Here is a 24,220-nt window from a genome sequence, read left to right as displayed (position 1 = left end):
AAAATAAAACGATAGAATTAGATATCTTAGAATTTGGAAGTTAATTTATGTTGCAAGATATTGTAAATTTTATTGTTGATTTAGTAGGGAATTTAGGCTATATAGGGATATTTTTAATGATGTTTCTTGAAAGCTCTTTTTTCCCTTTTCCTAGTGAAGTAGTTATGGTTCCTGCGGGTTATTTAGCTTATAAGGGAGAAATGAATATTTTTATAGCTATTTTTGTTGGAATTATAGGAAGTTTAGGTGGGGCTTTATTTAATTATTTTTTAGCAATAAAATATGGTAGAGCTTTTTTAATTAAGTATGGTAAATATTTTTTTATAAGTGAAAATACAATATTAAAAGTAGAAGATTTTTTCAAAGAACATGGTCATATTTCTACTTTTTCAGGAAGACTTATTCCTGCTGTTAGACAATATATCTCTTTCCCTGCTGGTTTAGCAAAAATGAACCTGTTTACTTTTTGTATATATACAAGTTTAGGTGCTGGAATCTGGGTTATTATTCTTACTCTTTTAGGTTACTTTATTGGTGGAAATGAAGCTTTAATAAAAGAGTATTTAAGATATATCATTTTTGCTATTTTAATAGGTCTTGCAATAATGGGATATTGGTATTATAAGAGAAAAAAATCATGCGTGCAATAGTTACAGGATATAGTTCTGGAATAGGGCAGGCTATAGCAGAGCTTTTAGAAAACAATTCTTATGAAGTAGTTCGTTTAAAAAGTAGGCTAAATGAGAAAAAAACTTTAGAAAAAGAACTAAAAGAAGAGTTAAAAAAAGCAGATATTCATTTATTGATAAATTGTGCTGGTGTAGGTGTTTTTAAACCCCATGAAGAAATAAGTATTGATAAAATCCAAGAGCTTATTGATGTGAATTTAACAGCTCCAATAATCTTAAGTAATTTATGTCTTAGAAGTTTGAAAAAAACAAAAGGGCATATTATAAATATTTCTTCAATTGAAGCAACAAGACATTCTAAGTTTTCAGCTTTGTATACAGCAACAAAAGCAGGTTTAAGAAATTTTTCTTTAGCTCTTTTTGAAGAACTTAGACGTTCTGATGTAAAAGTTACAAATATAAATCCAGACCTTACAAAAACAAACTTTTTTGATGAGTTTAATTTTGAACCAAGTGAAAATAAACAAGCCTATTTAAACCCAGAAAATATAGCAAAGCAAGTACTTGAAATAATAGAGTTTGATGGAGTGATTACTGATATAACTTTAAGACCACAAAGATTAGAGATAAAGAAAAAATGAAAACAGTATCATTAGTATTAGGAAGTGGAGGAGCTAGAGGTTATGCTCATATAGGTGTTATAGAAGTTTTACTTTTAAAAGATTATGAAATAAAATCTATTTCAGGAACTTCTATGGGAGCACTTATTGGAGGGCTTTATGCTTGTGGCAAGCTAGAAGAGTTTAAACAATGGGTTTTAACAATTGATCCCCTTGAAATAATTAAACTTCTTGATTTGTCTTTTTCAAAAACAGGACTTATCAAAGGTGAAAAGATTCTTGAAAAAATAGAGGAATTAATAGGTGAAGTAAAAATAGAAGATTTGGATATTAGCTTTACTGCTGTTGCCTCTGATATTGTGAAACAAAAAGAAGTTTGGATTCAAGAAGGTAAGTTAATTGATGCGATAAGAGCCTCTATTGCGATTCCTACAATGTTTACGCCTAAAAAAATAAATGGAAACTATTTAGTAGATGGAGGTATTTTAAATCCTCTACCTATTGCTCCTACAATTGCAGATAATACAGATTTAACAATTGCTGTAGGTCTTTACAGTGATAGTAAAAAGCAATATAATATAAAAATAAAGAAACCAAAGAAGAAAAAGATTTTTAATATAAATAAAAGATTTTTAGACTTTTTTAAAAAAGAGGAAGAAGAGAAAGACAGCTTGGATATTGACCCAGAAAATATGGGAATGTATAGTATTGTTTGGCATACAATCGATACTATGCAAAATACAATTATGAAGTATAAATTAGCAGGACATACTCCTGATATTGAAATTAATATTTCAAAATATGCTTGTGAATTTTATGAGTTTAATGAAGCTGAAAAAATGATTGAAGTTGGTAAAATAGAAGCTAAAGAGGTTTTAGAATGAAAAGATTTTTAATAAATAATTGGAATAAAATTTTATTATCAATATTTACTATTCTTGCTGTTTTATTTGCAATAACTTTCACTATTGATGATAATGCAAAAAAACTTGTAGATGATTCTTTTACTCAAGCACTTATTGTTTTTGGAAGTGCAAAGGCTTTAAATGCCGTTATTTCTTTAGCTCAAGGAACAGAACTTAGTCTACCTTTTTTAGTAGTAGCTATAGGGGAAGTTTTAGACCCCATAAATGATTTAGTGGAACAATTTTCTTTAGTAATGCTTGCTAGTATGACTTCTTTAGGGATTCAAAAAATATTTTTAAGTTTTGTTACGAATGAAATATATAACTATACCCTTTTTACTTGTGTTATTATTTTTAATATTTGGTTATTTAAAAGATTTAATAAAGATGAAAAGGTAAGAGAGATATTTTTTAAGATTGTTTTTGTTTTACTTTTTTTACGTTTTGCAATACCTATGATAAGCTATGTAAATGATATTTCATATAATTACTTTGTAAAAAATGAATATAATATTGAAATTCTAAATGAAAATTTAAATGAGACAAAAGATGAAATAAAAAAAGTAACAGAAGAGACTATTGAACAAAAAGAAAATAATTCATTTTTTGGTAAAGTGTTAGAAAAGTTTGATTCAAGTTATTATGAAAAAAAAGTTGATAGTTATACAAAGGCTGTGAATAATTCAAGTGAAGATATTGTTGATTTAATAATAGTTTTTATTTTTCAAACTATTTTTTTACCAATACTTTTTTTATTTGTTTTATATTGGTTTATAAAATCTATTTTTAATATGAAAAGGGCTTAAGATGATAGATTGGCAAAATACATATGCAAGCATTTATAGAGCAAAACAAGAGAGATTGAAACCAGTTAAATATATTGATGAACTTAGGTTTAATGATTTAGTTGGAATAGATAAACAAAAAGAAGCCATAATAGAAAATACAAAAAGATTTCTTAATAATTTACCTTCAAATAATGTTTTACTTTGGGGTGCAAGGGGAACAGGGAAATCTTCTTTGATAAAAGCTCTTCTCTATGAGTATAAAGAAGAAGGACTTAGAGTAATAGAAATGGATAGAGATGATTTAGACGATTTAATTGAAATCTCTGACAAAATAAGAGAAGAACCTTATAAGTTTATAATCTTTTGTGATGATTTATCCTTTGAAGAAGGAGAAAAAGGATATAAAGGTTTAAAGCGTATTTTAGAAGGTTCTATTGAAGCAACTCCTAAAAATATAAAGATATACGCAACATCAAATAGAAGACATCTTATTACAGAATATCATAAAGATAATCAAGGCACAGTAGTTGCAAGTAATGGTGAGATTCATTATTCAGATAGTGTTGAAGAAAAAATTTCTTTAAGTGATAGATTTGGACTTTGGTTATCTTTTTATCATGGAACTCAAAATGATTATCTAAAAGTTGTAGATTTTTATTTTAAAGATTATAAAGGAAATAAAGAAGAAGTTCATAAAAAAGCTTTACAGTTTTCCCAAAGTAGAGCTAGCAAGAGTGCTAGAACTGCAAAACAGTTTTATAATACCTTTATGTGAGAATTAATTTTAGATTATTGGTCTATTGTATCGCATAAAAAACAGTGAAGGTAATGCAAGTCCAAAACCTATACCACTTAAAATAATTACAGCTTTTAATCCATTATCAATAAAAACAGTTATTAGTTCAGGGCTTACCCCTTGAACATCCATTTGAATTAAATTTATAATTGCTGTAAAAGCGTAAGTCCCTGGAAGTAAAGGAATAATAGAAGCAATAGTATACACAGGTCTTGGAATTATATATTTTCTTGACCAATATAAAGCAACAACTCCTACTAAGGTTGAAGCTAAAAAAGTTGCAAGTTCTATTGGTATATTAAAGTCCATTAAAGCATATCTTGTTGTATAAGCTATTGCTCCACCTAAAGCACAAAATTTTAATGCAGATGAAGGTACATTAAAAACCATTGCAAAACCCACAGCAGGAATTGCTGAAAAAATAGCATTTAGTAAATATTTAATAATTATATCTTCCATTTACCAACCTTTTACATTTAGTAAAGCAAAAGCTAAAATAATACCAATTGATGTGGCAATACTTAGTAAAAGTGCTTGCATCCATCGTCCCCAACCCATTGATAAATAACCTTTTACAGCATCAAGCACAGAATTAACAAAAGGAAAACCTGGAGCTAGTAAGATAACACTTGCTGACATTACGATATTTGGAGTAGTACTTAGATTAAAGGTTTCAGATAAACTTGCAATCAAAGTAGCAACAAATGCAGTGCTTATAAAACTTATTATTAAAACAAACTTTTTTCTTGCAAGAACTTGTCTAATATACATGCCTACGCTAGCAGCTAGAAAAGTTATAATAAAACCATTTATATCACTTCCATAAAGATAAGCAAAGCAAGCACAAGATAAACCAACCATAAAAACTACTAGCCACTTATTATAATGATTTGGTCTAATGTTTTTTATCGTTTGAAAAACAAAGTCTACATTTTTTTTATTTTTTTCAACTTCAATACACATTTTTTGAACATCACAAACAATTGACATATTTATTGGTTTATGATGTGCTCTTCTTGTTGTTGTCACTGATTGTGTTTGTTTATTACTTAGAGTTGTTAAAACAATTGCTGAGGGGATTAAAGATACTTCTACAGAACTGACTCCTAATGCAGTACCTAATCTTTTTGCTATATCTTCTATAAGCTTACTTTCTGCTCCAAATTCAAGCATTAAAACAGCTGCTTTAATTATAGCTCGAGTTATTTTTGTTTGTTCTTCATAGCTTAATGCTTTACTCATTAAATTTCATCTTTATTATTTTACCTTTATCATCTGCTATATAAAGGTTATTGTGTTTATCAAAAGTAATTCCTTCTTGTGCATACTTTTTAGATAGTTTATATTCTTTTATTACTTTCTTTAACTTTATATCATATTTTATTAGTAGATTTCCTTTGTCACTTACTAAATACAAGTAATCTTTATAAAAACAAAGTCCAGCAATATCTTTGTATCCATGGTCTATTATATCTTTTATTTCGAGTTTCTTTTTATCTTTATAATCTAAAATAACAATAACAGAAGAGTCTTCTTTTGGGTAGGGCTTATTTGATTGGTTTGAGGCATAGATTTTATTTTTATATAAAGTAAGTCCTTCTATTCCATCTTTTCCTTTTTTTATTATTTTATTACCTTTATACTTGCCTTTTATTTTCATCTGTTTTATTATTGAAAATTTTTTTAAATTTAAAATTATAATTTCATCTTTTTTTTCATTTGCTACTAATAATCTATTATTTTCTTCATCAATTGTTATAGCTTCTAAATCAAAATCACCTAATTTTTTTTCTCTTAATAATCTACCTTCTAAAGTAATTTCATAAATTGAACCTTCATCATTTACTACAAAAAGTGTATTACTTTTTTGTGAATATACTATTCCTGAAGCTTCTGGGATTTTTGCAATAATTTTTTCTTTTGCAAAAAGATTTTTAGTTGAAAAGATTAAAAGAATTATTAGTAAAAAATATTTCATTGTAGATTTTCCTCTTATTTTTTGAAATTTTATAGTAATTTTTATAATGTAATCATTAAAAAATATAAAAAATAAAATTGAATGTAAAGCCTATTAGATAGGCATAGTAGTAAAATGTAATTTTGGCTTAAGGATATTTTTATATATTTTCATTAATTTATAGTTTATAATTATAAAAATTAAATTATTTTGGAATTTTTGCAATGGCAGAATATTTTGATGAGATAAAAAACTTTAAAGAAGAAAACCCTATTAATATAATAGTATTTAATATTATTAATAAAATTAAATATGCCCATGATTTTACTACAGCTGCTAAAATGATGAAAGAAAATAATATTAAGTTAGAGGATATTGCTTCAAGAACTATTAGACTATCTTTTATTGATTTTATAAAGTTAGCAGATATTCTTATTCAGAGTAAAGGTAAATAGATTAATGAATCCCATAATTAATAAAATTGTCTTAGCTATAAAAAAAGAAGAGGATTTTAATAAAGCAGCACAGATTATGATAGAAAATAAATTAACTATTAGTGAATTATCAAAAAAGACATTAAAATTATCTCAATTAGATTTAGCAAAATTAGCAGATAAAATATTTCAAAAGAAATAAAAGAAAAGACTCTTTTATTCTCTTAGTTCACTTAGTCTTTTAAGTAAGTATTCTAATTCAGCTCTTTTTTCAACTTTTTCATGAACTTTTTCTTCTAAAAAATCAACTACATTTTTATGAAGTTTTACTTTTGAAAGTTTATTTATATTTGTGATTCCTCCTGGATTTAAAACATTTACTTCTAAAATTTTATCTCCAATCATATCAAGTCCTGCAAAATAAATACCATCAGATAAAAGTTTTTTTCCTACTTTTTCACAAATTCTTTTTTGTGAGTCTGTTAAAGTATATTTATGGGCTGTTCCTCCAGCTTGGATATTTGCTCTAACTTCTCCTTCTGCTGGTTTTCTATGGTATGCTCCAATTGCTTTTCCATTTAACATCATTACTCTTACATCACCATCTTGAGCCCCATGAATATACTCTTGTAAGATAACATAATTTTCTCCTGAACTATCAATATAAAAATCAAGGAGTGAGTTTATATTTGATTTTGCATTTTTTTCTAATACAATTACACCTCTACCACCTGAACCATCAAGAGGTTTTAAAATCATTTTTTCTTCATGAGACTCTTCAATTATTTTTTTTATATATTTTTTACTACCTGAAACGTGAGTTTTAGGAAGATAGCTATTTGTAGGATCATGGAAAGTTGTTGTATAAAGCTTATTATTAGCTTTTCTAATTCCATCTACATCATTAATAATTATTGTTTCATCTTTTACTGAATCTAAAAAGTTAAAAACTATTGGAGAAATAGGAGGATCTTTTCTAATCATAATACAATCAAAAGCATGTAGTGCTTTTAATTTAATTTGAAAATCGCACTTTTTATAAAATGATGTTATTGATTCTGGAATTTTTTCTTCAAATATTAAAGTCTTAGCAAAGCCATGAACAATATTATTTCTTACTGTTAAATCATTTGTATATAAAATAGAGACTTTGTGTCCTCTTTGCATACACTCTTTTATGATTGCAAGAGTTGTACTTTTTAGAGGTTCAATATTATCCCAATGTTCAATAATAAATGCTACATGCATTTTATAATCCTTCTTTATAATTTAGTTTTAATATTATACTTCTTTTTTCATTACACTTTAGCTTAATAGTAAAAGGTTTACTAAATACTAACTAATGTTTATATATAATAGGAAATATTAAATACAAGGGAAGTTTTGAAAGATTTAACAAAATATTATTTAGATAAAGAGATTTTATTTAAAGAAATAGAAGAAGTTAGTCCAAAAGAGTTAAAAAGTAGAAAGAAAATAAAAATTTATGTGGCAACGGCTACAAATAGAGATTATTATGCGATTTTTATAGTTGACTCAAAAAGTAGATTTATAAGGAAAAATGCAGAAGACTTGATGTTATTAGAATCTCAATTATCACAATACAAAGAGCATAACTTTAAGAAAAAAGAGTTACTTATAAGTTCTGCTTTATGCTCAAAGGCTAAAAAATTATTAGAAGATAATAAGTGGAGAGTTCGAGTTGATTTTATGTGATATTGGAAATACAACTTTTCACTTTAATATTGATGGAAAGGAACAAAAATATTTATTAAGTTCTTCTATCCCAGATTTTGAAGAAAAAATATATTATGTTTCTGTAAATGATAATGCAACTGCAAAGTTAAAATTAACAAATGAGGATATTGTTGATTTAGAACCATATATCGACTTTAAAACTAAATATGTTGGAATGGGTTTAGATAGAAAAATTGCTTGTTGTTTCATTGAAGATGGAATACTAGTTGATGCAGGAAGTGCAATTACAGTAGATATCATAAAAAAAGGCAAGCATAAAGGTGGATTTATTTTACCAGGATTAAAGGCTTATAAAGAGATTTATCCTCAAATTTCACATAAGTTACAGTTTGACTTAAATACAAAGGTAAATTTAGATAAAATCCCCCTTTGTACAAAAGATGCAATATCATATGCTATATTAAAATCAATTATAGAACCAATAAAAAAAGTAAGTAAAAAAAAGCAACTCACTTTTACTGGTGGAGATGGGGAACTTTTAAGTAAGTTTTTTGATAATAGCATTTATAAAAAAGATATAATTTTTGAAAATATGAGAAGGATAATTAATGCTAACGATTGCATTACCTAAAGGAAGAATTGCAAAAGATACTCTTGATAAGTTTGAAAAAGCTTTTGATGAAGAGTTTGTTTTTGAAGATAGAAAGCTTATTTTAGAAAAAGCAGGATTTAGATTTTTAAATGTAAGAAATCAAGATGTTCCAACATATGTAATGCATGGAGCAGCTGATTTAGGTGTAGTAGGACTTGATGTACTAGAAGAAAAAGAATATGATTTAATCAAACTTCTTGATTTACAATTAGGTCGTTGTAAGGTTGCTTTTGGACTTATAAAAGGTCAAGAACTTGATATGACAAAAAGTAAAATTACAGTTGCAACAAAACATGAAAAAATAGCAAAAAGATATTTTGAAGAAAAAGCAATGGCTGTTGATATTATTAAACTATATGGTTCTATTGAATTAGCACCTTTAGTAAATCTTGCAGATTGTATTGTTGATATTGTTGAAACAGGTGCAACAATGAAGCAAAATGGTTTAGAGGTAGGACCTACTATTATGGAAAGTTCTGCACACTTAATTGCAAATAAAAATGCTTATTATGCTAAAAAAGATGTAATTTTCGATTTAAAAGAAAAGATAGAAGCTGTACTTCAATGGGATTAAATCTATATTCTAAAATTGAACCTTATTTAGATTTTCAAGATGAGGTTTATAATTTACATAATGAGTTTATGTCTATTGTTTTTCATAAAGAATTAGACAATATTTTAGATGTAGGTTGTGGGCAAGGTTTTTTTGTAGAGAGCCTTAATTTAAATGATAAAAAAGCTTTTGGAATAGATTTAAGTAATGAGCAAATTGAAGCTTGTAAACAAAGAGCTTTGGAAAATGTTGCTTGTCTTGATTTAAAAGATATAAAAGAAAAATATGATTGTGCAACTGCTATTTTTGATGTAATAAATTATATTCCCAAAGATGGTTTAAAAGAATTTTTTGAAAATATTTATAAAGTTTTAAATGAAAAGGGATATTTTATATTTGATGTAAATACTCTTTATGGTTTTGAAGAAATAGCACAAGGTTGTATAACTATAGATTCTGATGAGAAGTTTATTGCAATTGATGCTACTTATGAAGATGAAAAGTTAGTTACTGATTTGACTTTATTTACTAAGTTAGAAGATAACAATTTTAAAAAAGAAAGTGATTTTATAACCCAATATTATCATAGTAAAGATAGACTAAAAAAAATGCTAAAGAAAGTTGGCTTTGAGCTTGAAGAATTAAGAGATTTTAATCTTCATAGTGATGAAAAAGCTGATAAGCAAATTTATATCTGTAAGAAATAGAAGTTAAACGTTACAGCTTAAAACTTCTATTTCAATTTTATTTCTTCCTGAGGCTTTTGCTTTATACAAAGCATTATCTGCCCTATTAAAAATTTCTCTTTTTGTATCATTTTTATGATATTGAGAAATTCCTACAGAACAAGTTAAAGAAAGTTTATCTCTAAAATCATGTATTTCAACTGTTGAGCGGATTTTTTCTGCAACTAAAATTGCTTCTTCGATGGTAGTGTGTGGAAGTAGTATTATAAATTCTTCTCCACCCCACCTAGCTACAACATCACTTTGTCTTGAACAAAAATTTAAAATCTTGGCAAAGTCTTGTAATACAGAGTCTCCTTTAAGGTGTCCATATGAATCATTTACCTTTTTAAAGTGGTCAATATCAACTAAAAGAATAGTAAATAAACCATTTTCATATCTATCAAGTTTTTTTATTTCATACTCTAAAAATGATTCAAATTTTTGTCTATTATATATTTTAGTTAAATAGTCAGTTGAGGCTATTTCTTCTAACTCTGTTTGTGTCTGAATCAGTTCTTCATTTGTTTTAGAGATTTTATTTCCTTCTTTTTTCATAAGTTCTATCCACTTATTATAAACAATTCTTAAAAGCTCTTTTTGAGAAATTATACCTGTTACATAACCTTTATCGTTTTCGATAATAATTCTTTTGAATTTTTGTTTTCTAATGAAAGCCAAAGCATCGGCAATTGTAGAATGATCTTTTAGGGTTTTAATAGGACTTGTCATAAATTTTGAAATCTTTTGTGTTAAATCACAATCTAAGTGAATAAGATTTATAAAATCTTTTGAAGTAAAAATTCCTACAGCTTTTTCATCATTATTTTTGATTATAACAGCATCATTTCCACTGTTTTTTATAAGTTTAACAGCATGAAGTGCAGACGAATCTTGATATGCAAATACAGCTTGATAGTTTAAAATAAGTTTACCAAGAGTTTGTCTTTCCATTAGCATTTGAGGGTCAATATTATTGATTATATCAGTATAAGAAAGAATTCCTTCTAGTTTATTATTTTCATCTACAATTACCATATATTCTTCAGTAGAATTTATTTGATTTAATAAATTAATTAAGTTAAGGTTTTTATTTATAACTTTAACTTTTTTTAATCCCAAATCTTTAAGTTTAGTTGTGTGGTCTACTCTTTCTAGTTTAAAATCAATTAGTTGTGAAGTTGTAAGAATTTGATAATCTGAAGAGCTAGCAATAACAATTGTCCTAAGATTTGAAGCTGCCATTTTCTTAACTGCTTCTTCTAGTGTTTTATTTGAATCTATAGTAACTATATCTTTAATTGCTATATCTAATACTTCAGGTATCATATTTTTTCCTTACAGACCAACGATTGATCTAATTTTCTCCATTTTAGCACTTGCAATTTTTCTTGCTTTGCTTGCTCCAAATTCTAAAATCTCTTTTACTTCTTTTGGATTATTTATTAAGTGTTCTCTTCTTTCTTGGTATGGGGCAAAATGCTCATTAATCTTGTCTAATAAAGTTAATTTAAAATGTCCATAACCTTCACCAGGAGTTGCATATCTTTGTTGTAAATCTTTTAGTTCTTCATCGTTCATAAATAGTTCACAAAGTTTGTAGATATTGCAGTTCTCCCACTCTTTTGGTTCATCAAGCTCTTTTGAATCAGTTACGATTGACATAACTTGTTTCTTAACACCTTTTTTTGTTCCAAACATATCAATTGTATTTCCATATGATTTAGACATTTTAGCTCCGTCAGTTCCTGGAACTGTTGCTACAACTTCATCTACTTTTGCTTCTGGCATTACAAGTATATCTGTGTTGTAGTGATGGTTAAAGCTATTTGCAATGTCTCTTGTCATCTCAACATGTTGAATTTGGTCTTTTCCAACAGGAACAATATTTGAATCAAAAATTAAAATATCAGCAGCCATTAAAACAGGATATGAAAATAATCCATGATTAGCATTTATACCTTTTGCTACTTTGTCTTTATATGAATGAGCTCTTTCAAGAAGTCCCATAGAAGTATGATTTGATAATATCCAGTATAATTCAAGTACCTCTTTTACATCATGTTGTACCCAAAAAGTTGATTTTTCAGGATCCATTCCTAATGCTAAAAAGTTTACAGCAGCTTCAAATATATTCTTTTCTAAAAGCTCTTTTTCCTTAACAGTTGTTAAAGCATGATATGAAGCTAAAAATGCAAAAAGTTCACCATCATTTTGTGACTCTACCATTTTTTTAATCATACCAAAGTAGTTACCTATGTGTATGGTACCTGATGGTTGAATTCCAGATAATATTCTCAATTTATACTTCCTTAAATTTTTTTAAAAACGCATTATATCTAAAGTAAATATAATAGCTTTTTAAATCAATTATTTAGTTTTCTTTCAATTTTGTTTTCAATTAAATCAATATGTAATTGTAAATTATAATATTCTCCCATATAGGATAAAGGAACTTTTGTCTCTTCTTTTATTTCAATTTTTAGTTTTTCAAGTTTTGCTAATTCTTTTTTTAAACTTTCTATATCTAAGCTGTCTAATTTATTATCAAGCTCTTTTACTTGTTCATACCATCTATAAATTTTAGATCTCATAGTCCAATTATATAGAGGGAAAACTCCTTTAAATAAAGGGAAAAGTAAAGTAAGTAAAGGAATGATTAAAAGCTTTAATCTATCTATATTTGAGGCAATCCAATATGGAAAGATTTTTTCTAACCAAGTGTCTCCATATTTAAAATACCTACTTGCTTCTTCATGCATTTCAAGTTGCATATTTAAGTCATTTGGAAATTGTTCTGCTTTTGAAAAAAGTTCTTTTTTATTATGAACTTCTTTTAGTTTTTTTAGAAGAAGTCTTATTAACTCTTCTGAAAAATCTTCTTTTACCACAAGATTTGCAGTAGTAGAAAGTAAACTTATATTTTCATCTGGAAGGTTTTTAAATAAATCTAATGTACCTTCATATAAAGTTAAAGCTTCTAAAAAAGGATATTTCCTGCTATAAGCTTTTGCTCTTTTAAAACTCAAAATATTTATATATGGATTAGCTAAAAGATCTTCAATTATTTGTGATTTATGAGAAGAAACGATAAACATTGTATCTATATTCCCTTTTTCTAGTTCTTCTTTTGCTTTTTGTAAATCATAATGAAAAATTTGTGAATTTTCATTGTTTATTCCATTATCTGCTAATATTTTTTCACTTAAATCTTTAGTGCCACTTCCTTCTTTTCCTATAGCTATTTTTTTTGAGAAAAATTGAATTATATAATCAACATTAAACCCTTCATTTCTATAAAATACCCATAAAGGTTCATAATAAATTGAAGCAAGAGATTTTATATTCGAAACATTTTTTTCTAAAATAGTCCCATTTTGAATAAAAGCTACATCAGCTTTATTTTCTTTTAATAAATTTATATTTTCAATAGAACCTGCTGAAGTTAATAGATTAACTTTTACATTTTCTTTTTCTAATAACTCTTTGTAGATTAGGGCAGTTTTATAATAACTTCCTGTTTTTGAGCCTGTAGCAATTGTAATCTCTTTTTTTGGTGCTGGTTGAATAAACTGTATAGTTATATAAAAAGTAGCAATTATCAGTAAAATAACAGGAAGAGTTACAGTAAGGATTTTATATTTCATTTTTTCTCTTTTATTTTTTCTTATTATAACTTAGAAAAATAAAAGAGAAAGTAATAATAGTTTATTTAGAATAAATTTTGTAGAAGGATTTTAAATCCAATAATAATAAGGATAACTCCACCTAAAATTTCAGCTTTACTTTCATATTTTGCTCCACCTTTGGAACCAATATAAACACCAATAATACTAATAATAAAAGTTGTAAGTCCAATAATTAAAAGAGATAAATAAACATTTAAATTAAATAAGTGAAGTGAAAAACCTGCTGCCATTGCATCAATACTTGTTGCAATTGCAAGGGTTAATAAGATTTTATGAGATATTATACTTATTTCATCTTCTACATTTTCTCCAAAGGCTTCATAAATCATTTTTCCACCTATTAATAAAAGAAGAACAAAAGCAATCCAGTAATCATACCCTCCAATAATATCTTTTAATCCAACACCACCAATATAACCAATAAAAGGCATTAAAGCCTGAAATATCCCAAAATATAAACCAGCAGTAACTGCTAAACTTCTTAGACTTTTTTGATTTTTGATTCCTAGTCCAATAGATACAGCAAATGCATCCATACTTAGTGCAATTGCCAAAATTATGACTTCTAACATCTCTCTTTCCTATCATATTTAAATGAAATTATACCTAATAGAAAAAATAATAAGCTTACAAGTATAAAAGGAGCAGTTGGGTCAAGTTTATAAATTATTGTACTAGCAAGCGGTCCAATAATCATTCCTATACCTTGAGCTGCACTTACTGTACCAGCAGATGCACCTTGTTCTTCTTTTTTTACTAAGTTCACGGCTAGAGTTTGATAAGCTGGGAAAAGTATTCCCATCCCAAATGCACCAAGGCATAAACCAAGTGTTAAAATAAGTTCTGAATTCATTAAAAATACAAGAATATATCCAACCATTCCTATAAAAGCACCATATTTAAGAAGTTTTGTTGCTTCAATTTTACTTTTTGATACTAATATTTGCGATATAATAAAGGAAAATCCAACACAAGCTAATATATAACCAGTCATTTCAGCTGCCTTTAAAGAGTCTAATCCAAATTTGTCAATAATATAAAAACCTAGACAAACTTGAGCAGTTACAATGGAAAACATAGTTATAAATGCTGCAAACATGGGTATTCTTAGTCTTTCATCAAAAACTTTTAAAATAGGAGTTTTTTCTGTTGTCACAGGTTTTTCATGGGGTAGTATCATATACAATGCAATTGTTCCAAGTAAAGGTAAAATAGCAAAAGTATAAAGGGGTGTACTTAATCCAAAATTTGCAAGATATCCACCTATAGGTGGACCTATTACCATTCCTATTCCACTACTTGCAGCAAGTTTTGCAATATATCCTGTTCTTTTTTCTTTTTCAATATGATCAGCAATTAAAGCATTTGATACAGGAGTAATAGCTGAATAGAAAGCTCCTATTCCACCTCTTGTAAGAATTAATATAAATAATGAGACTATCACAGCAGGTGGGGAGATAATAGCATTATCAATAAATATTGCTAATACTAAATATGATATAGCTACTCCTGCTACGCCTATTACTAAAATAGGTTTTCGTCCTACTATATCACTTTTTCTTCCCCAGTATCTAGATAATAAAACCCATAAAACTCCTGCAATAGCCACTGTTAACCCTGCATGCCACTCTTCTAGATGTAGTTCCCTTATAATAGGTCCTACTACTGCTAAGAATGCCATCATTGCTGATATACATAAAACATTGACAATCATTAATATTTTAATTTCTTTCATTTTTTAATTTCTCTTTCTCTAATTCTATTTTATATGAAACATAAGCAGCTAATAATCCTATAAATGCTCCAATTAAAACTATATTTGTATATCCTAAAATACCTGCAAAAGAAACTGCTAAGGTCGCAAATATAATTCCTGAAAGCATATATACACTATGTTGTGCTGCAAATTGAGCAGCTGGTGTTTTTTTTGAGGCTTTATCCATCATTAAAGTTGTCATAATAACACTTGATGGAGTATAGAATGAAAAAATAATCCCAACAATTAAAATTGTTGAGATAGTTTCATTATTATGAAAAAGGATTAATAGCAACAACATTCCAAAACATTGTCCTAATGAAGCACCAACTAAAACAGTTTTTTTTCCATATCTTTTTATAAACCAAGTGGTTGAGAATGAGGCAAGTACTCCTATACTATAACCTATAATATGGACAGCATATCCAATTTTATCTAGACTCCATCCCAAGTCAACAAGCATTGGAGTAATAAGTCCGTATGCTGAGCTAATTGTTGCTGGATATAAAAATAAAAGTAAAAGCCATTGCTTTTTATCTCTCCCTTTCCAAAAAGAGATAAACTGCTTATAATTGAGTTCTGTAGTAACTTGTACTTTTTTTTGATTTGATTCTTTATAAAAAATTATTTGAATAAGTGCTATTAACATAGTTATTGAAACTATTGTCATTGTAAACTCCCATCCTAAATGAGTATAAAGAACAAGACCTACACCTCCTCCTAGAACCATTCCTAAAAGACCACTTGCTGCTTTTATGGACATAGCAAAAGACCGCTCTTTTTTAAAGACATTTTTATATACAAGTCCATCTAAAGCAATACTTTGAGAAGCAGCAGTAAAAGCAAAAAATACACTTAATAAAATGATAGTTTGCAAATTATTTATAAGACTAAACTGTCCTATTGTCAGAAGAGTTGTAACCATTAAAAGCTGAAAAATAATAATCCACCCTTTATAGTGTCCTATTTTGAACTTTATTTTGTCAATAAAAGGAGCCCATAAAAAGCGAAATACCCAAAATAGTCCTAACATATATATTAGACCTAAGTTTTCTAATGGCATTTTATTTTGTCTTAATATTCCAATAAATGCTTCAGCAAAAAAAGCAAAGCCTATATACTGACTAGTATATAGGCTTATTAGAAGAGTAAACTCTTTGAGTGTAAGCTTTTTCTTCATTCTATAGTACTCTTTACATTCCACTCTTTTACTCTTTGTTGTGCTTGGAACATTGAATAATATTTACCTTGTTTTTTAAAAAGTTCTTGATGAGTTCCCTTCTCTTTTAGTTTTCCATCTTCAATTACTAAAATGTTATCAGCATGGGCAATTGTAGAAAGCCTATGTGCTATTACGATAACTGTTTTATCTTTGATAAGTTCATCTAGAGCATTTTGAACAGCTACTTCACTTTGGGTATCAAGTGCTGAGGTAGGTTCATCAAGTATAACTATAGGAGCATTTTTGAGTATTGCTCTTGCTATAGAAATACGTTGACGTTCTCCTCCACTTAAACTTCCACCAATCTCTCCTACTTTTGTCTCATAACCATTTGGAAGTCTTGATACAAATTCATGACAAAAGGCTGCATTAGAAGCTTTTAATACTTCTTCGTCACTAGCATTTGGTTTTCCCATACGAATATTATTTAAAATAGTATCATCAAATAAATATACATCTTGAAATACTACAGAGATATAACTCATTAAAGTAGTTTGTTCCATATTTCTTATATCAATATCACCAATTTTTACAATACCATTTTGTGGATCATCATATCTCATAATAAGTTTAGTAATAGTAGTTTTACCACTTCCTGATGGTCCTACAATTGCAGTAAGGGATTTATCTTTGATTTGAATATCTAAGCTTTTTAATGCAGTTTGATTTGTTCCCTCATAAGCAAAATCTACATTTTCAAACTTAATATCAAACTTTGTAGGTTTTTGTTTTGGTTCTTTTATAGAAAACTCTTTTGTATCTAAAAGTTTTTTAATATGTTTAAAAGAGGCTTCCATAATATCTAACACTCCAGAAACAGCTAAAAAGTTTGCTAAAGGCTCTGATAATCTTCCTAGTATAATTAATAATGCAAGTAATGCACCTATTGTAAACTCTTCATTTGCTATCCATAAACTTCCTAAAGCAAGAACAAATAGAAAAACAAATTCTACTAAGGTATTCATAATAATCATTGGAAGAGTTGAAGCATAAAGCCCTTTTTTCTGAACCTCTCTTAATATTCCTATAGATTTTTGAAGATTTTGTGCATTTTCTCCTACTTGGTTTACAGCTCTTAAAACTGGTAATCCTTGAATATATTCAACTGTATCTGCCTCAAGAGTTGCGTGTGCTTTTGCTCCTTGGGTTTTGTCCCATTTTGTTTTTTTTCTACTCCATTTATATACAGGTACAGCTATAGGAAGGGCAATAAGAAGTGCTAAAGCCATTGCTGGGTCTATAAAAAATGTTGCTATTACAATTACTATTGGAACAATAGCAACTTCAAAAAACATTCCAGAGACAATTCCCATATGAAGTATTGATTCATCAACATTTTGTGCTAAAATAGAATTAAGTTCCCCTGTTCTATATTTATATAAACTTTGAAGAGGCATAGTTTTTATTTTTTCTCCAAGTTTATTTCTAAGGTCATGGGTTATTTGTACAATATCTTTAGAGTATTGGAAATCTGAAGCTAACCATCTAAAAATAAAGGATACTATACTAAGTATTGCAATTATTCCAAACCAAAATAAAGTATTATTTAAATTAAAATCATTTGTAAAAATACTATTTAAAAGTGGAAAGAAAAAAGCAAAAGCTAATCCTTGGAAGATGTAAGCAATAATAAAATATAAGAAGCTTCTTTTCACTAAAGAAGCACTTTTATCTGCTATTTTTAAAGTAATATCATATGATTCTTTAAATGAAGATACCTTTTCGTTATTCATGTGATTTTCCTTTTTCTAAATTCCATTGACTTGCTTTTTCATAGTTATTCCAAAGTTTTTTATAAACATTTTTGTTTTCTAATAACTCGTCATGTTTTCCAATTTCAGCTATTTCTCCTTGATCAAAAACTACTATTTGATCGGCATCTTTTATAGTTGAAAGACGATGTGCAATCATAATAACTGTTTTATTTACAGTTAGATTTGCTAATGCTTTTACAATTTCTTCTTCATTTTCTGGATCAGCAAAAGCTGTTGCTTCATCAAGTACAACAATTGGAGTATCTCTTAATATAGCTCTTGCAATAGTAATTCTCTGTTTTTGTCCACCTGATAGATTCGCCCCTCTATCTCCTGCCATAGTGTCATAACCATTTGGTAAAGTTTTTATAAACTCATGTATTTGAGCAGCACGAGCTGCATTTATTACATCTTCTTTGCTAGCTTTTGAATTTGCCATTTTTATATTGTTGTAAATTGTGTCTTGAAAAAGAAAAGTATCTTGAAAAACAAAAGAGACAGTATCCATTAGAACTTGAGGGCTTATTTCTTTTATATTAACTTCCCCTATATTTATTTCTCCACTATTAACATCCCAAAATCTAGGAATTAGTTTTGCTACTGTACTTTTACCAGCTCCACTTGGTCCAACTAATGCAGTAACACTTCCATTTGGCACTCTAAGGTTTATATTTTTTAAAGCATAGTTTTCTATATTATCATACTTAAAAGAGACATTTTTAAACTCAATATCAAAGTTTTTAGGAGTTTTAGGTTCTTTTGAAATAGGAAGAGAAGGAATATCTAAAACTTCTTGAATTCTTAAGGCTGAAGCTTGAGATTTTTTTATAAAGTTTTGAAGCCACATAACAGGCATCATTGCATCTGCCATTCCAGTACTTAAAAAAAGTGCTGAAATTAAAGCAAAAAGTTCTAAAGAATCATTGTTTAAAAGTATTGTTCCTGTTAATAGAACAGCTAAAAGTGTTGGAAGAGGGCTTAAAATTATCATACCTAATTTTGCAGAAATAGCACTTATTTTCATCCAATTACTTAGGTTTTCTTTATATGCTAGAAGTGAATCATTATATCTTTTAAAAGAGCTTGTTCCATCATCAAAAGTTCGCACTACTGGCATTGCTTGAGCAAATTCAATTACTGCTTTATTGATATTACTTTGACTTTGTTCATATTTTTCTCTTAATACTTTTGAATCTCTCATAGCATATGCCATAGCTATCCATCCTAAAATTAAAACAGTAATACTAGCAAGTGCTAATCTATAATCAATAATTAATAGTGCTATAAGTGTTATAGTAGGGGCAATTATACTTTTAGCTATCATAGGGGTACTGTCTGCTACAAAAGCATGTAAAGCCCTTACATCATTTTGCATTACTTTCTTTAGTGTTCCTGAACCGTTTGAAATAATATATCCAAGAGGAACATCTGCTAAATGCTGAGATAATTTAGTTCTTAATATTTGTTCTAATCTAAATGCTCCTAAATGGGATACTACAAAAGCATAAAATCTTGATAAAAAAGCAATGACGGTCATTATTGCTAATAAGATTATGGTATTGAAAAGATTAAATTTTATTCCAAGTATTTCCATGGGAGTTTCTTGCATAATACTTGTTAATGTCAAAGATAAAAGTATAAGGGTCACAATTAAGCTAATAGCTCCAAGGGAAGCTAAAAGAATTGCCATTCTTATCTCAAACATTACAGGTTTCATAATAGCCCAAAGACCATGTTTTTTTTCTGTTTGTTTCTTCATTTATAAATTCCTAAGTACTGTGAGGTTTGTATTGTGAATTATATAGATATTGATAGAAACTATCAATATCTAATTTATTCTTTAAGGATTATTTTTTATTTAAAAAGGATTAAAAAGTATATTTAAGTCCAACTCCAAATTTTCTTGGTTCATTAAAGCCTACCCAAGAAGTTCCTTCCTTTGACATATATGAATTTACATAATCTTCATCTGTGATATTTGTAACATAACCATAGATATCAAAGTCACCTATTTTGTAACCAACTTTTGCATTAGAAGTGATTCCTCCATCTGCTTCAATTAAGCTATCATTATTTGCTCCATCAATAAAGGTAGTTTTTCCTTTTGCCTGAATATCAAGTCTTCCATATAAACCTTTTTCTTGAAGATAAGCTAAACCTATACTTGCCGTATATCTTGGTGTATGTTCTATATTTTCTCCATCATATTTCTTTGTTCCATTATCATAATCATCATATTCTGCATCAATTAAACCAATAGCTGCTGATAATTTAATATTATCCGTTATATAATATGCTCCATCAAGTTCAATTCCTTGAGAATGAGCTTTATTTGCATTACTTGTAGCAAATACTGTTCCACCCATTAATTGTTTATAAACATGAATATCTTTAATATCCATTCTAAAAATAGCAAGATTAAGTGAATAGTTCTCTCCTAAGTGTTTTAGTCCTACTTCATAGTTTATAGATTTTTGAGCTTCAAAGCTATTATCTGAACTATTATCACTAGAAGGGTAATAGTTAAATCCTCCTGGCATATATCCTTTTGAAACTGAAATATAAGTTGTTGTATCAGCATTTATATAGTACATTAAAGCTAATTTTGGAAGAAAAGTATTCCAAGTTTTTTCATCAAGGTAGTTTACATCTGGATATGCTGTACCTGCCCAACTAGATTTAGCAGTAACATCTATATCTTTTTTGATTCTTTGATATCTAGCTCCTAAAGTTAGCTCAAAGTTTGCACCTAAAGGAATCATTGTTTGTCCAAAAATAGCTTGGGTTCTACTGTTTGTAGTTGAATAAGCATCTCCTGTATACACATCTCCATAATAAAGTTGTTCTGCTCCATAAGGTCCTTGTTTTCTTTCTTCTTTATCAAAATAAACACCGGTTACCCATTTTATATCTTGATTTTTACTTGATAGTCTTAATTCTTGTGTCCAAGTATCAATTTCTGAGTAATTAAATTGTCTTAAACCGTCACTTGGAGTATGAGCTCGATTATCTGTATCATATTCTCCATCAAAATCTATTTTTTTATGGGTTGTTGTTGATTCTAGCTTTATTTTTTCTAATTCATAATTAAGATTTAAACTTTGAGAATTAACTTTTGTTCTTTCGAAAGCTGGAACATCAAAACTAATATTTTCAGCATCTTCACGCTTTAAACTATTTATATCTAAACTTGGATCTGAACCAAAACCATCCATGAAGTATTTTTTATCATAATTATTAGTTAAAACTAATTTTGAAGAAAACTCATCGGTTGGCTTATATAGTAAGAAACCACTTGTTTTTCTAGAAATTTTTTCATTTGCATCACTATCCATAGTAGGATAATGATTTGTAATCCAACCATCATCTGAGCTATAAGAATTATTTATCCCTGCATATAGTTTATTGTTTATTATTGCTCCACTTGTATTAAATGAGGTTCTAAAAAAATTGTCATTTCCATATTCTGCAAGAATACTTCCTGTCCACTCATTCGTAGGGGTTTTTGTAATTATATTTATTACTCCACCAATGGCATCTTTACCATAAAGAGTTCCTTGTGGTCCTCTTAGTACTTCTATTTGTTCAACATTTTCTAATGAAGGATTAAAATCATATCTATCATAATAGGGTACTCCATCAATATATATTACAATAGGATTGTTATTTGTAAACATTGATGTATTTAATCCTCTAAAAGAACTCATATTTCCATTTAAAGAATTTTGAATATACATATTTGGTATTTCTTTTATTACTTCAGAGACTTTTTTTATACCTTTTTCTTGTAATTCATCTTTTGTGATTACTGTAATACTTTGAGGGACTTCAATAATATTTTCTTCAACTTTGTTTGCAGTAACTGTTACTTCATTTAACTTTGTAGTCTCTGTACTATTTGCATAAAGAAAGTTACAACAAATTAATGAGATTAATATAAGTTCCTTGTTTTTTTTCATAATATAACCTTTTATTAAAATTTATGGAAAGAATGGTTAACATTATACTGATAATTACAATCAAAAATAAATTTTATTTTAATAAAAAAGTATTTTCTTTTAGTAAAAAGGTATTTAATGTCACATAAAATTGATTTAGATAGTTTTGATGAGTTTATATTAAATAAATCAAAAGATTCTAATCTTACATATTCTTTACCAAATAATATAGGACTATTTGAATGTAGTAGGGATAATATTCAAAAAGATATATTATTATTTAAAACAGATGCAAAGGTAAATATTAATGATTTGATAGTTAATTCCTCTTCTCAAGTTTCAGGGTTATATATGATAATTAATCTTGAAGGTAATATTATACATACAGATAAAACTGATAAGTCAAAGCTTCTTTTTAATAAAGGAGATATGATAACGAAATATATAAATAATTATGAAGGTGGATATGAGTTTAAAAATGAGACAAATATAAAAAGTTTGTGTTTACTTATAAGAGATGATTTTTTAGAAAAGTACTTATTAAACCATTTAGATAATAAATCAGAACTTGATAAAAAATATAAAGACAATATCTCTTCTCAATTAAGAAAAAGCATAGCTAATCATAGGCTACAGTCCTTAGCTTATGAACTTTATAATTCTCCTTTTGAAGGAGACTTAAATCAACTTTTTATGCAAAGTAAAGCCTTAGAGTTTATATATGAAGAGTTTAATAGTATAATCAATGAACAAAATGGTAAGTGCTCTTGTGAAATTTGTTCTTGTGATAAACTTAATATAGATGATATAAATGCTTTGTATAAAGCCAAAGAATTGATTGAAAAAGCAGATAGATTTTATACTTTAAGTGAGCTTTGCAAAAAAGTTGCTTTAAATGAATTTAAACTAAAATATGGCTTTAAGAAAGTTTTTAAAACTACCCCTGGACAAATGATTTTAAATCTAAAAATGCAAAAGGCAAAAGAACTTTTATTAAGTCAAAACTATAATGTATCTGAAGTTTCAAGAATGGTGGGATATAAGTATCAACAAAGTTTTACAAATGCTTTTATAAAATGTTTTAATACTACACCTAAGTCTTTGATTAAGTCTAAAAATTATTATGACTTTAGCTAATAAAAGCTAAAGTCTTAAATTATGTTTTATTCTTTTACATTAAAAGTTAAGCTACTTCCATTGAAAGAATAATTAACTTTATTGTATAAATCTTTTAGTGGTCCATCTTTTGTAACAGTTCCTCTGTGACTACAAGATATAATCCACTGTCCTGCACTTTGTACTCTTATTTGAGCTTTTCCTTCTTTTATATATGACATTAAAGAAAAACCTTCATTTTGACCAAAAGTGTTACTTGCTGCTGTAATATAATCCATACTTGAAGCACTTGCATTTAATGGTTTCCCCATAAATAAAACTTCAAACTCTACAAGGTCTCCTACTCTTACATTAGAAAGGTCTGTTTTAGGAATAATTTCAAGTCCTTTATTTGTAGCTTTTTGTGCTGTCCAGTTTTCTAAAGTAAGATAAGATTTTGCGCTTGCTTGATACTTTACAGACATCAATATTTTTTTGATATCTTTAATTTCATTTTTTGGTTTTAGTTTTAATCTTTGTCTATCTTTTGAATCTAAATAACTTGTATAAAAAGTAGGTTTAGAATTTGCTTGAATTGTATAAACACCTTTTAGACTTTCTTTTTTCAAAGCAATTTTTTGTAAAGCAATATCTGCATCATAAACATCAAAACTTTTAGTCTGTTTACTTGCTTTAGCAAGTTCACTTGAAGGAATTTTTAGTTTTGTTTTTTCTCCTTTAGGATTAGTTATAGAAAACTCTTCTATAATAACTTTCCCATTTGCAGAGTTTAGTATATCATCAATTGGAATTGAGTGACCCCATCCTAGACTAACTGTTGTGTGACCAGGTTTATGAGAAAATGACTCAAAAGAGTTAATCCATAAACTATGAGCTGATAAAGTGCTAATACTTAATGTACTTAAAGCTATTGTAGAAAAAAGAGCTTTTTTTATTTTTTTCATATTTTTCCTTAAATAATTTTTTTAGAGTTTATCTTATACAATAA

The 24,220-nt window shown here is 27.6% G+C and carries 26 protein-coding genes; 12 read left to right on the top strand and 14 right to left on the bottom strand.

Annotated features, from left to right (window positions below; translation table 11 throughout):
- The first annotated feature begins 47 nt into the window (after positions 1 to 47).
- From CP965_RS05745 to CP965_RS05725, 5 genes are read left to right on the top strand one after another with little or no spacing between them, the layout of a single operon-like run.
- Positions 48 to 650, top strand: a complete 603-nt coding sequence (locus CP965_RS05745; RefSeq protein WP_129061126.1) for a DedA family protein — start codon at positions 48 to 50, stop codon at positions 648 to 650.
- On the top strand, positions 638 to 1,270 hold the full coding sequence (locus CP965_RS05740; RefSeq protein WP_228712679.1) for an SDR family oxidoreductase: 633 nt from the start codon (positions 638 to 640) through the stop codon (positions 1,268 to 1,270). Before CP965_RS05745 ends, CP965_RS05740 begins: the two co-directional genes overlap by 13 nt.
- Positions 1,267 to 2,133, top strand: a complete 867-nt coding sequence (locus CP965_RS05735) for a patatin-like phospholipase family protein (protein ID WP_129061124.1) — start codon at positions 1,267 to 1,269, stop codon at positions 2,131 to 2,133. The genes CP965_RS05740 and CP965_RS05735 overlap by 4 nt, the downstream gene beginning before the upstream one ends.
- Complete coding sequence (locus CP965_RS05730; RefSeq protein ID WP_129061123.1) at positions 2,130 to 2,960, top strand: hypothetical protein; 831 nt, start codon at positions 2,130 to 2,132, stop codon at positions 2,958 to 2,960. Before CP965_RS05735 ends, CP965_RS05730 begins: the two co-directional genes overlap by 4 nt.
- Before the next feature lies 1 nt (position 2,961).
- A complete protein-coding gene (locus CP965_RS05725) occupies positions 2,962 to 3,717 on the top strand; it encodes an ATP-binding protein (protein ID WP_129061122.1) in 756 nt (251 codons plus the stop codon).
- A 9-nt stretch (positions 3,718 to 3,726) separates the two neighbouring features.
- Here CP965_RS05725 and CP965_RS05720 read toward each other — a convergent pair whose 3' ends face one another.
- From CP965_RS05720 to CP965_RS05710, 3 genes are read right to left on the bottom strand one after another with little or no spacing between them, the layout of a single operon-like run.
- On the bottom strand, positions 3,727 to 4,197 hold the full coding sequence (locus CP965_RS05720; RefSeq protein WP_129061121.1) for a threonine/serine exporter family protein: 471 nt from the start codon (positions 4,195 to 4,197) through the stop codon (positions 3,727 to 3,729).
- Positions 4,198 to 4,980 (bottom strand): threonine/serine exporter family protein, encoded by a 783-nt coding sequence (locus CP965_RS05715; RefSeq protein WP_129061120.1) that lies wholly within the window; start codon positions 4,978 to 4,980, stop codon positions 4,198 to 4,200. It abuts the gene before it with no gap.
- Positions 4,973 to 5,716, bottom strand: a complete 744-nt coding sequence (locus CP965_RS05710) for an SdiA-regulated domain-containing protein (RefSeq protein ID WP_129061119.1) — start codon at positions 5,714 to 5,716, stop codon at positions 4,973 to 4,975. The genes CP965_RS05715 and CP965_RS05710 overlap by 8 nt, the downstream gene beginning before the upstream one ends.
- Positions 5,717 to 5,919: 203 nt before the next feature.
- On the opposite strand from CP965_RS05710, the gene CP965_RS05705 reads away from it, so the two are divergent.
- A complete protein-coding gene (locus tag CP965_RS05705) occupies positions 5,920 to 6,150 on the top strand; it encodes a hypothetical protein (RefSeq protein ID WP_129061118.1) in 231 nt (76 codons plus the stop codon).
- A gap of 4 nt (positions 6,151 to 6,154) precedes the next feature.
- Complete coding sequence (locus CP965_RS14115; RefSeq protein ID WP_164970999.1) at positions 6,155 to 6,331, top strand: hypothetical protein; 177 nt, start codon at positions 6,155 to 6,157, stop codon at positions 6,329 to 6,331.
- A 14-nt stretch (positions 6,332 to 6,345) separates the two neighbouring features.
- Here CP965_RS14115 and gshB read toward each other — a convergent pair whose 3' ends face one another.
- Positions 6,346 to 7,377 carry a glutathione synthase gene (gene gshB / locus CP965_RS05700; protein WP_129061117.1) on the bottom strand — a complete coding sequence of 344 codons (1,032 nt, stop codon included), beginning with the start codon at positions 7,375 to 7,377 and terminating at the stop codon, positions 6,346 to 6,348.
- 135 nt (positions 7,378 to 7,512) lie between these two features.
- On the opposite strand from gshB, the gene CP965_RS05695 reads away from it, so the two are divergent.
- The 4 genes from CP965_RS05695 to CP965_RS05680 are packed head-to-tail and all read left to right on the top strand — an operon-like array spanning position 7,513 to position 9,739.
- Entirely contained in the window at positions 7,513 to 7,845 is a 333-nt protein-coding gene (locus CP965_RS05695; RefSeq protein ID WP_129061116.1) for a hypothetical protein, read from the top strand.
- Positions 7,832 to 8,458, top strand: coding sequence for a type III pantothenate kinase (locus CP965_RS05690; protein ID WP_206732259.1), 627 nt, complete (start codon positions 7,832 to 7,834; stop codon positions 8,456 to 8,458). The genes CP965_RS05695 and CP965_RS05690 overlap by 14 nt, the downstream gene beginning before the upstream one ends.
- Entirely contained in the window at positions 8,436 to 9,053 is a 618-nt protein-coding gene (gene hisG, locus CP965_RS05685) for an ATP phosphoribosyltransferase (RefSeq protein WP_129061114.1), read from the top strand. The genes CP965_RS05690 and hisG overlap by 23 nt, the downstream gene beginning before the upstream one ends.
- Entirely contained in the window at positions 9,044 to 9,739 is a 696-nt protein-coding gene (locus tag CP965_RS05680; RefSeq protein ID WP_129061113.1) for a class I SAM-dependent methyltransferase, read from the top strand. Before hisG ends, CP965_RS05680 begins: the two co-directional genes overlap by 10 nt.
- Positions 9,740 to 9,742: 3 nt before the next feature.
- On the opposite strand, the gene CP965_RS05675 is transcribed toward CP965_RS05680, so the two are convergent.
- The 9 genes from CP965_RS05675 to CP965_RS05635 form a co-directional block, all read right to left on the bottom strand.
- Positions 9,743 to 11,086, bottom strand: a complete 1,344-nt coding sequence (locus tag CP965_RS05675) for a diguanylate cyclase (protein WP_129061112.1) — start codon at positions 11,084 to 11,086, stop codon at positions 9,743 to 9,745.
- Between the two features lie 9 nt (positions 11,087 to 11,095).
- A complete protein-coding gene (gene trpS / locus CP965_RS05670; protein ID WP_129061111.1) occupies positions 11,096 to 12,058 on the bottom strand; it encodes a tryptophan--tRNA ligase in 963 nt (320 codons plus the stop codon).
- A 65-nt stretch (positions 12,059 to 12,123) separates the two neighbouring features.
- The gene (locus CP965_RS05665) at positions 12,124 to 13,404 is read right to left on the bottom strand and encodes a TAXI family TRAP transporter solute-binding subunit (RefSeq protein WP_129061110.1); all 1,281 of its coding nucleotides are present in this window, start codon (positions 13,402 to 13,404) and stop codon (positions 12,124 to 12,126) included.
- A gap of 65 nt (positions 13,405 to 13,469) precedes the next feature.
- A complete protein-coding gene (locus tag CP965_RS05660) occupies positions 13,470 to 14,018 on the bottom strand; it encodes a manganese efflux pump MntP (protein WP_129061109.1) in 549 nt (182 codons plus the stop codon).
- On the bottom strand, positions 14,012 to 15,181 hold the full coding sequence (locus CP965_RS05655; protein WP_129061108.1) for an MFS transporter: 1,170 nt from the start codon (positions 15,179 to 15,181) through the stop codon (positions 14,012 to 14,014). Before CP965_RS05655 ends, CP965_RS05660 begins: the two co-directional genes overlap by 7 nt.
- Positions 15,168 to 16,382, bottom strand: coding sequence for an MFS transporter (locus CP965_RS05650; RefSeq protein ID WP_129061107.1), 1,215 nt, complete (start codon positions 16,380 to 16,382; stop codon positions 15,168 to 15,170). Before CP965_RS05650 ends, CP965_RS05655 begins: the two co-directional genes overlap by 14 nt.
- Positions 16,379 to 18,157: an ABC transporter ATP-binding protein gene (locus CP965_RS05645; protein WP_129061106.1), complete on the bottom strand. Its 1,779-nt coding sequence runs from the start codon at positions 18,155 to 18,157 to the stop codon at positions 16,379 to 16,381. The genes CP965_RS05650 and CP965_RS05645 overlap by 4 nt, the downstream gene beginning before the upstream one ends.
- Positions 18,150 to 19,937: an ABC transporter ATP-binding protein gene (locus CP965_RS05640; RefSeq protein ID WP_129061105.1), complete on the bottom strand. Its 1,788-nt coding sequence runs from the start codon at positions 19,935 to 19,937 to the stop codon at positions 18,150 to 18,152. Before CP965_RS05640 ends, CP965_RS05645 begins: the two co-directional genes overlap by 8 nt.
- A gap of 109 nt (positions 19,938 to 20,046) precedes the next feature.
- Positions 20,047 to 22,137 (bottom strand): TonB-dependent receptor, encoded by a 2,091-nt coding sequence (locus CP965_RS05635; RefSeq protein ID WP_129061104.1) that lies wholly within the window; start codon positions 22,135 to 22,137, stop codon positions 20,047 to 20,049.
- A 117-nt stretch (positions 22,138 to 22,254) separates the two neighbouring features.
- Here CP965_RS05635 and CP965_RS05630 point away from each other — a divergent pair, with 117 nt between their 5' ends.
- A complete protein-coding gene (locus CP965_RS05630) occupies positions 22,255 to 23,253 on the top strand; it encodes a helix-turn-helix domain-containing protein (protein WP_129061103.1) in 999 nt (332 codons plus the stop codon).
- Between the two features lie 26 nt (positions 23,254 to 23,279).
- Here CP965_RS05630 and CP965_RS05625 read toward each other — a convergent pair whose 3' ends face one another.
- The gene (locus CP965_RS05625; protein ID WP_129061102.1) at positions 23,280 to 24,176 is read right to left on the bottom strand and encodes a DUF4198 domain-containing protein; all 897 of its coding nucleotides are present in this window, start codon (positions 24,174 to 24,176) and stop codon (positions 23,280 to 23,282) included.
- Positions 24,177 to 24,220: the final 44 nt, after the last annotated feature.

Origin of the sequence: Halarcobacter mediterraneus (assembly GCF_004116625.1) — a bacterium.
Taxonomy (GTDB): Bacteria; Campylobacterota; Campylobacteria; order Campylobacterales; family Arcobacteraceae; genus Halarcobacter; species Halarcobacter mediterraneus.
The sequence above is the reverse complement of the archived record's forward strand: the minus strand, read 5'-3'. Positions and strand labels throughout refer to the sequence as shown.

Coding starts and splice junctions, on each gene's coding strand:
- CP965_RS05745 (WP_129061126.1), top strand. CDS start 48: ATGTTGCAAGATATTGTAAATTTTATTGTTGATTTAGTAGGGAATTTA.
- CP965_RS05680 (WP_129061113.1), top strand. CDS start 9,044: ATGGGATTAAATCTATATTCTAAAATTGAACCTTATTTAGATTTTCAA.
- CP965_RS05625 (WP_129061102.1), bottom strand. CDS start 24,176: ATGAAAAAAATAAAAAAAGCTCTTTTTTCTACAATAGCTTTAAGTACA.
- CP965_RS05730 (WP_129061123.1), top strand. CDS start 2,130: ATGAAAAGATTTTTAATAAATAATTGGAATAAAATTTTATTATCAATA.
- CP965_RS05650 (WP_129061107.1), bottom strand. CDS start 16,382: ATGAAGAAAAAGCTTACACTCAAAGAGTTTACTCTTCTAATAAGCCTA.
- CP965_RS05715 (WP_129061120.1), bottom strand. CDS start 4,980: ATGAGTAAAGCATTAAGCTATGAAGAACAAACAAAAATAACTCGAGCT.
- CP965_RS05675 (WP_129061112.1), bottom strand. CDS start 11,086: ATGATACCTGAAGTATTAGATATAGCAATTAAAGATATAGTTACTATA.
- gshB (WP_129061117.1), bottom strand. CDS start 7,377: ATGCATGTAGCATTTATTATTGAACATTGGGATAATATTGAACCTCTA.
- CP965_RS05735 (WP_129061124.1), top strand. CDS start 1,267: ATGAAAACAGTATCATTAGTATTAGGAAGTGGAGGAGCTAGAGGTTAT.
- CP965_RS05665 (WP_129061110.1), bottom strand. CDS start 13,404: ATGAAATATAAAATCCTTACTGTAACTCTTCCTGTTATTTTACTGATA.
- CP965_RS05720 (WP_129061121.1), bottom strand. CDS start 4,197: ATGGAAGATATAATTATTAAATATTTACTAAATGCTATTTTTTCAGCA.
- CP965_RS05640 (WP_129061105.1), bottom strand. CDS start 19,937: ATGAAGAAACAAACAGAAAAAAAACATGGTCTTTGGGCTATTATGAAA.
- CP965_RS05635 (WP_129061104.1), bottom strand. CDS start 22,137: ATGAAAAAAAACAAGGAACTTATATTAATCTCATTAATTTGTTGTAAC.
- hisG (WP_129061114.1), top strand. CDS start 8,436: ATGCTAACGATTGCATTACCTAAAGGAAGAATTGCAAAAGATACTCTT.
- CP965_RS05710 (WP_129061119.1), bottom strand. CDS start 5,716: ATGAAATATTTTTTACTAATAATTCTTTTAATCTTTTCAACTAAAAAT.
- CP965_RS05705 (WP_129061118.1), top strand. CDS start 5,920: ATGGCAGAATATTTTGATGAGATAAAAAACTTTAAAGAAGAAAACCCT.
- CP965_RS05645 (WP_129061106.1), bottom strand. CDS start 18,157: ATGAATAACGAAAAGGTATCTTCATTTAAAGAATCATATGATATTACT.
- CP965_RS05660 (WP_129061109.1), bottom strand. CDS start 14,018: ATGTTAGAAGTCATAATTTTGGCAATTGCACTAAGTATGGATGCATTT.
- CP965_RS05630 (WP_129061103.1), top strand. CDS start 22,255: ATGTCACATAAAATTGATTTAGATAGTTTTGATGAGTTTATATTAAAT.
- CP965_RS05655 (WP_129061108.1), bottom strand. CDS start 15,181: ATGAAAGAAATTAAAATATTAATGATTGTCAATGTTTTATGTATATCA.
- CP965_RS14115 (WP_164970999.1), top strand. CDS start 6,155: ATGAATCCCATAATTAATAAAATTGTCTTAGCTATAAAAAAAGAAGAG.
- CP965_RS05725 (WP_129061122.1), top strand. CDS start 2,962: ATGATAGATTGGCAAAATACATATGCAAGCATTTATAGAGCAAAACAA.
- CP965_RS05740 (WP_228712679.1), top strand. CDS start 638: ATGCGTGCAATAGTTACAGGATATAGTTCTGGAATAGGGCAGGCTATA.